The following is a 5776-nucleotide window of genomic DNA, read 5'->3' on the forward strand; positions in this document are numbered from 1 at the left end:
CGGACCGCTAACAAGGCTTGAGTGAGAACCCCCTGGCCGGACAGCATGCCACCAATAAGTAATTAACAAAACGTTGGTGCAGCAAGTGATGATACTGATCCAGCTAAGAAAGTCACATAAATAGCGAGTTCGCGGAGAATGCTTTTATGGTCTTCTGAGAGCATGACAACCGTCTCTATTGAGTTAGGTGACAGTTGGTTTAGCAGTTTTTATGTGGTTCTTGAGTGCTTATAATTCTCTAAACTCGAGATAACGTTATCTTGAAATACTGTCGAAAGTTGGCAGGGGTTTTATTTGTCCGAATTGCCAGAAAACTATCATTTCCATACCCTTCAGAGCAAAAAATAGCTACATTTTGCAATCACCACCTTAACTATCAGGAATTAGAGAATAAACAGCAATCAGCTTATAATCTGATTGACAAAAATCTTCTGAGGTAATTAAGAAGTTACGGATTCAGGTTTTAGTTTAGGTGACGGTTGGTTTAGCAGTCTTTATGTGGTTCTTGTGTACTTATAATTCTCTAAACTCGAGCAGTTGATTCCAATGATTGTGTATTTCCAGCATTTTCACCACTCGTCATCTCTGTTATACCATTTCCGTTTTCTAACTATGAGACAATGGCCCAGCTACGGGAACATAAGCTACGCAGTCGTCCAGCCTCTGAAACGAGGTTATTCCACCCATCACAGCACTTGTTCACAATGTCGTCGTAACATTTAAAAGCCTGGTTAGATAAATCATGATCTCTAAGCCATTCCCAAAGTTCTTCCGCGCTATTTAGTTCTGTTGCATAGGCCGGTAATGGAATCAAAGTCAGATTATCATATTTTGGTAATTCACCAGAATGATGATATCCAGCATTGTCAATAATTACTCCAGCGTGTCGCCCTTCTTGTGTTTGTTTGGCAATCTCCGATAAATGAAGAGTCATACCTTCTGAATTGGCAGTTGGCAATACCAAGGCCACTCCGATATCTCTTTCTGGACATACAGCACCAAATAAATAGGTTGATAGAAATTGTCGTTGCCGAATCAAACCGGGCCGACTCCCTTTAATAGCCCAAACTCTACTGATTGTATTTTGCTGCCCAAAACGACCTTCATCCTGAAACCAAATATCAACATTTTTCAAATCAACAGAGTCTGGGACGAGTTGCCGAACTAAGGATTTAAATTTTTTTTTATAAGATTCTTGCTCTTCTAGATTTTGCTTTTGATGACGTGTTCGACCTGATATCCATGACAGTCCAACCTTGTGCATCAGTTTATAAACTGTTGAGTTGACGCATTCTATTTTAAAATTTTCTTTCATCATCGTTTTAACATCACGCGCCGTAATTCTACCTCCTTGACGTTGCTCCTGAAGATCAAGAACCTTTTTTTTAAATTCAGCTTTTTGTGCTTCATCAAGGGTGTTTTTCCTGCCTCGCCCACCTTTATCCTTAATAGCTTCGATGCTACCTAATTTGTAACGGTGCAACCAATCAAAAACTGTTTGGGCATGAACTTCCAACAACCTTGCTACTTCAACTTCAGAAAGACCTTTTTGAAGAAATGAAAGACCAAGCAATCTGACACATTCTCTATTATCAGAAGCATGACGTGCAGCATCTTGAAAGTCCTCATCATGAAAACCCTCGGGGAATTCAGGAGTATGCGACATTTGACTGATACCAAATGAAATAATTGACTATAGGATAGCTGTTTTCGAGCCGGTCATTGGGCAATTTTATCCGTGTTTATAATTCGAAATGGTATTACTTCTGACGGGGGCTGAGCTTGTGGGCGATCCTCAGTTACACAGCATCTTTTGAAAATATCGACAAAGCCATTCGTTATCAGTCGGCAATTAAATGGTTCCTTTTTGTGACGATACCTTTTATAGGCGTTAACGCCAGTCGCCGCCACTAAAGCAAGCGAGACAGTGGCTAGAGCCACCCCCAGCACTACATAACCTGTATAATTGATGTCTGGTTCCTGTGCAAGGCTACCGTGGATATCGTCTTTGGCCTCAGCGGGCTTGATGAAGTCATTTGCTCCAGCCACCTCAGTCAGTGTCCCGTTGAAAGTTACAGGCTCAGGTTCATCGGTTACCGATGTGCTGAATTCTTTTAAGCTGGTTGCCTCAGTCAGTGTCCCGTTGAAAGTTGCAGGCTCAGGTTCATCGGTTACCAATGTTCTGAATTCTTTTAAGCTGATTGCCTCAGTCAGTGTCCTGTTGAAAGTTACAAGCCCGGGTTCATCGGTTACCAACGTGGTGAATTCTTCTAAACTGGTCGCCTCAGCCAGTGTCCCGCTGAAAGTTGCCAGCGCAGGTTCATCAGCCACCGGGGTTGTGGTGGTACCTGCTGCACTGATCTCGTCAACTGCACCTGTCGTGTGATCTGCCTGAGAAAAACCAGCGGTAGACTCACAACCCTCTTCGTCCTCAAGATTGTTACAATCAAGCCCCCCATCACATACCCATGACGATGGTATACATTGCCCGGAATCACACCGAAACTCATCAGGCAGGCAAGTCCTTTCAGGACAGTTTTCGGCAGGCCATTCATCATTTTCGTAACCACAGTCGGGGTCACCATCACATACCCAAACTCTCGGAATGCAACTCTCTTCACTTTTGCACAGAAAATGATCTACGGGACAGGTTTTTTCAGTACAATCGGCTTCGTCATCTCCACCAGGACAATCAATGTCACCATCACATACCCATGCTGAAGAAAGACATTGTCCGGTACTTCCACACTGAGAATAACCAGGACTACATTCCCAATTAAGACAGGTGTCAACCACTTCGTCTTCATTATTGGGACAGTTGTCATGGCCATCACAGACTAATGGCGGATCAAGGCACTGGCCCGTACTTTGACATCGAAACTGGTCTGTCGAACAGGTTCTGTTGAGACAGGTGTCAGCTAATTCGTCTTCCCCGTTAAGGCACTCGGGAATCCCATCACAAACCCATGACTGTGGAAGACACTGGCCAGTACTTTCACATTGAAACTCAACTCGCGAACAGGTTCTTTTGAGACAGGTCTCAGCTGACTCATCTTCAGCATTGAGACACTCAGGAACCCCATCACAAACCCATGACTGCGGAAGGCATTGACCCGTGGTTTGACACCGATACCTGTCTGCAGCACAATCTTTTTCAAGACAGGTTTCAGCGGATTCATCTTCAAGATTTTGACAGTCTTTACGCCCATCGCATAGCGATGAAGTCGAGATACACCTATCATCACTTTCACAGCGTATATCGGGGAAAAAACAGTCTAAACCAAGACAGAGTTGCGCAGATTCATCCCTGTTATTGCTGCAGTATGGAACACCATTACATCGTTCAGATTTCGGTATGCAACGCCCATTTTCACATGAAAACTCATCCTCTGCACAGGGACTTTGATTACAGTTATCAGAACCCTCATCCTCGTTTTGGCTGCAATCATTGATACCATCACACACGGAAATCTGAGAGATACATTCTCCGTTATCACACTGAAACTGGTCATATGGGCAGGATTTCTCAAGACAACGGGCCGGCAGCTGATCCTCACCATTGGAGCATAGACTTACTCCAGAACATGCCAGAGATCTCGGAATACATAGCCCATCATCACACTCAAACTCACTCTCTGAACATGATGCTGCAGCCGCAACACACAGTTGTTGCGCCATTTGCAGCAAGGGCAGCCAGAAGGTTGTTCCGGGAATATATCGGGCAATTTTACGGGTACAATCGGTCACGAGCAGCAGCCCACTGATGATTTCAGAGGCTGGCATAACGGACATTACCTGCTCGGATTGTGCCCCAGAGGCTGGCCTTATATTGGTTTTCGGCACAGCTTCCGTCACATTTTTACCTTGCCAGAGTGCTTCCTTGCTGAGCGATCTGGTGTGCTGTAGATCCTTGAGAGTTTTTCCCAAAGGAGTCATGTCGACAGTAGTTAATGCCATACAAAAAACAGTCCGAAGGCAGTATGAATTTTTCTAAAATAACGTCAGGATAAACCCTCTCTCCGTTTCGCCTGAAACAGTCAAGGCCTGATAGCTCAAACCTTCGATGACCCCAAGATAGCCGAAACAAAAAGTTACGCTGAAGTACGAGCCATATTCATAGACAATTCCAAATAATTTACTGCTTTAACCTGTCTGCCGATGTATTTAACAAACCTGCATCATCAATGTAACCTGAAGCCTTGCAGCGAAAGGGAAACGGACATTCCTTTAACTCCTGACTTTCTCCCCCCCCCAACAGGAGTCCATTTATTAATCCCTGAAACCACTCGAATCAGACAAGTTAGTTAAATCTGTGGTAACTGTTCAGCACCCTAAAGACACTTAAAATTCAACTGAACTTCTGTTTTTTTTATTAATTAAATCGGACAAAACAAACTGGTATGTTTGGACGACACTCTCCATAGATTTTGAATAGTTACAATCTACATTCATTCAGATTCTATGAATATCGAGCACCTGCAGTCTAATTTTCCGGAGGCTATGAACTGATAATACTTGATAAATGTAGATCAATTTCCGGTTCCACTAAATTAATATTCAGGCATTGCTCCCATTTAACTCGAGTTTAGAGAATTATAAGTACCAAAGAGCCACATAAATACTGCTAAACCAACCGTCATCTAAACCAATAGAGACGGTAGCCATGCTCTCAGAAGATCACAAAACTATTCTCCGCGAACTCGCTATTTATGTGACTTTTTTAGCTGGATCAGTATCATCACTTGCTGCACCAACGTTTTGCGAATTACTTATTGGAAGCATGCTGTCCCATGCTGTCCGGTGAAGGGTTTTTCACACAAGCCCTGTTAACGATCCATTACGAAAATGTTTGGAGCAGTTATCATCACTGGGTTTCTCATGGCTCCTGGCGCTGGCGAAGTTTGTCGCATCGGTTAGTATTATTGGTCGCATCAAAAGCTCCAGAAGATCAAATCATTTCCATGATTCTTGATGACGTGACGCTTGAGCGTTGCTCGGAAAATGCACCGGCATGTCGAATACATTACCAGCACAGTAAAAAAAAGAACCAAAGCAAGTATATTCTTGGACAATGCTGGGTCTACGTAGCGATCGCCTTCCAACGAGCTTCAGATAAGGTATACACAGCTATTTCTGTCATGGCTTTCCCATCACCAAAATCAGGCAATACCAGCAAGTTAAAAATTGCATCTGCGATGTTAAAATCCATACGACAGACGCTCTCTGACAAGGCGATTCGATTACTCACTGACTGTTGGTTTATGAATTGGACACTCATGAAGCCAGCCCTTGAGCTTGGCTATGAGGTTGTTGGTCATATACCAAAAAACAGAGTCCTCTATGCGTTACCCATTGTCGCATTCCCTCCGTCGCCTTTTAAGAAACGAGGAAAACCACGTAAATATGGCGTTAAAATGACACCGGATGAGGTTGAGAAATTACCTGAAACGAGGATGCCTGTATGGCTTTACGGAAAATATCGTGACGTTTCTTTTCGTTCCTGCATATGCCGTGCTCGTTTTCTTAAAGGTCGAATCGTCCGAGTGGTTTGGAGTCGCTTTATAAATGACAAAGGTGAGACGGAAGCCAAATTATTCTTATCAACCAATCCTGATATGAATGGCCATGAAGTATTATTGGCTTACTCAAAAAGGTGGCCAATTGAGCCAATGTTTCAGCAGCTGAAACATCAATTTGGGTGCAAACATCTCTGGCAGAAAAAGCTCAGAACATTGTTACGATGGATGCATATAAAGATGGCAGGCTATGCCCTTTT

General features: G+C 43.5%; 3 protein-coding genes. 1 reads left to right on the plus strand and 2 read right to left on the minus strand.

Features of this window, described 5'->3' with window-relative positions; translation table 11 throughout:
* Window positions 1-610 precede the first annotated feature (610 nt).
* Both RM811_RS19270 and RM811_RS19275 read right to left on the minus strand, forming a co-directional pair.
* A complete protein-coding gene (locus RM811_RS19270; RefSeq protein WP_402527460.1) occupies window positions 611-1666 on the minus strand; it encodes an IS630 family transposase in 1056 nt (351 codons plus the stop codon).
* Between the two features lie 53 nt (window positions 1667-1719).
* The gene (locus RM811_RS19275) at window positions 1720-3957 is read right to left on the minus strand and encodes a hypothetical protein (RefSeq protein ID WP_402527462.1); all 2238 of its coding nucleotides are present in this window, start codon (window positions 3955-3957) and stop codon (window positions 1720-1722) included.
* 833 nt (window positions 3958-4790) lie between these two features.
* Between RM811_RS19275 and RM811_RS19280 the strand changes: the two genes are divergently transcribed.
* Window positions 4791-5776, plus strand: a 986-nt coding sequence (locus RM811_RS19280) for a transposase (RefSeq protein WP_402527463.1), incomplete at its 3' end; no start/stop codon positions are given.

The sequence above is a fragment of the Endozoicomonas sp. genome (assembly GCF_031844845.1).
GTDB lineage: Bacteria > Pseudomonadota > Gammaproteobacteria > Pseudomonadales > Endozoicomonadaceae > Endozoicomonas.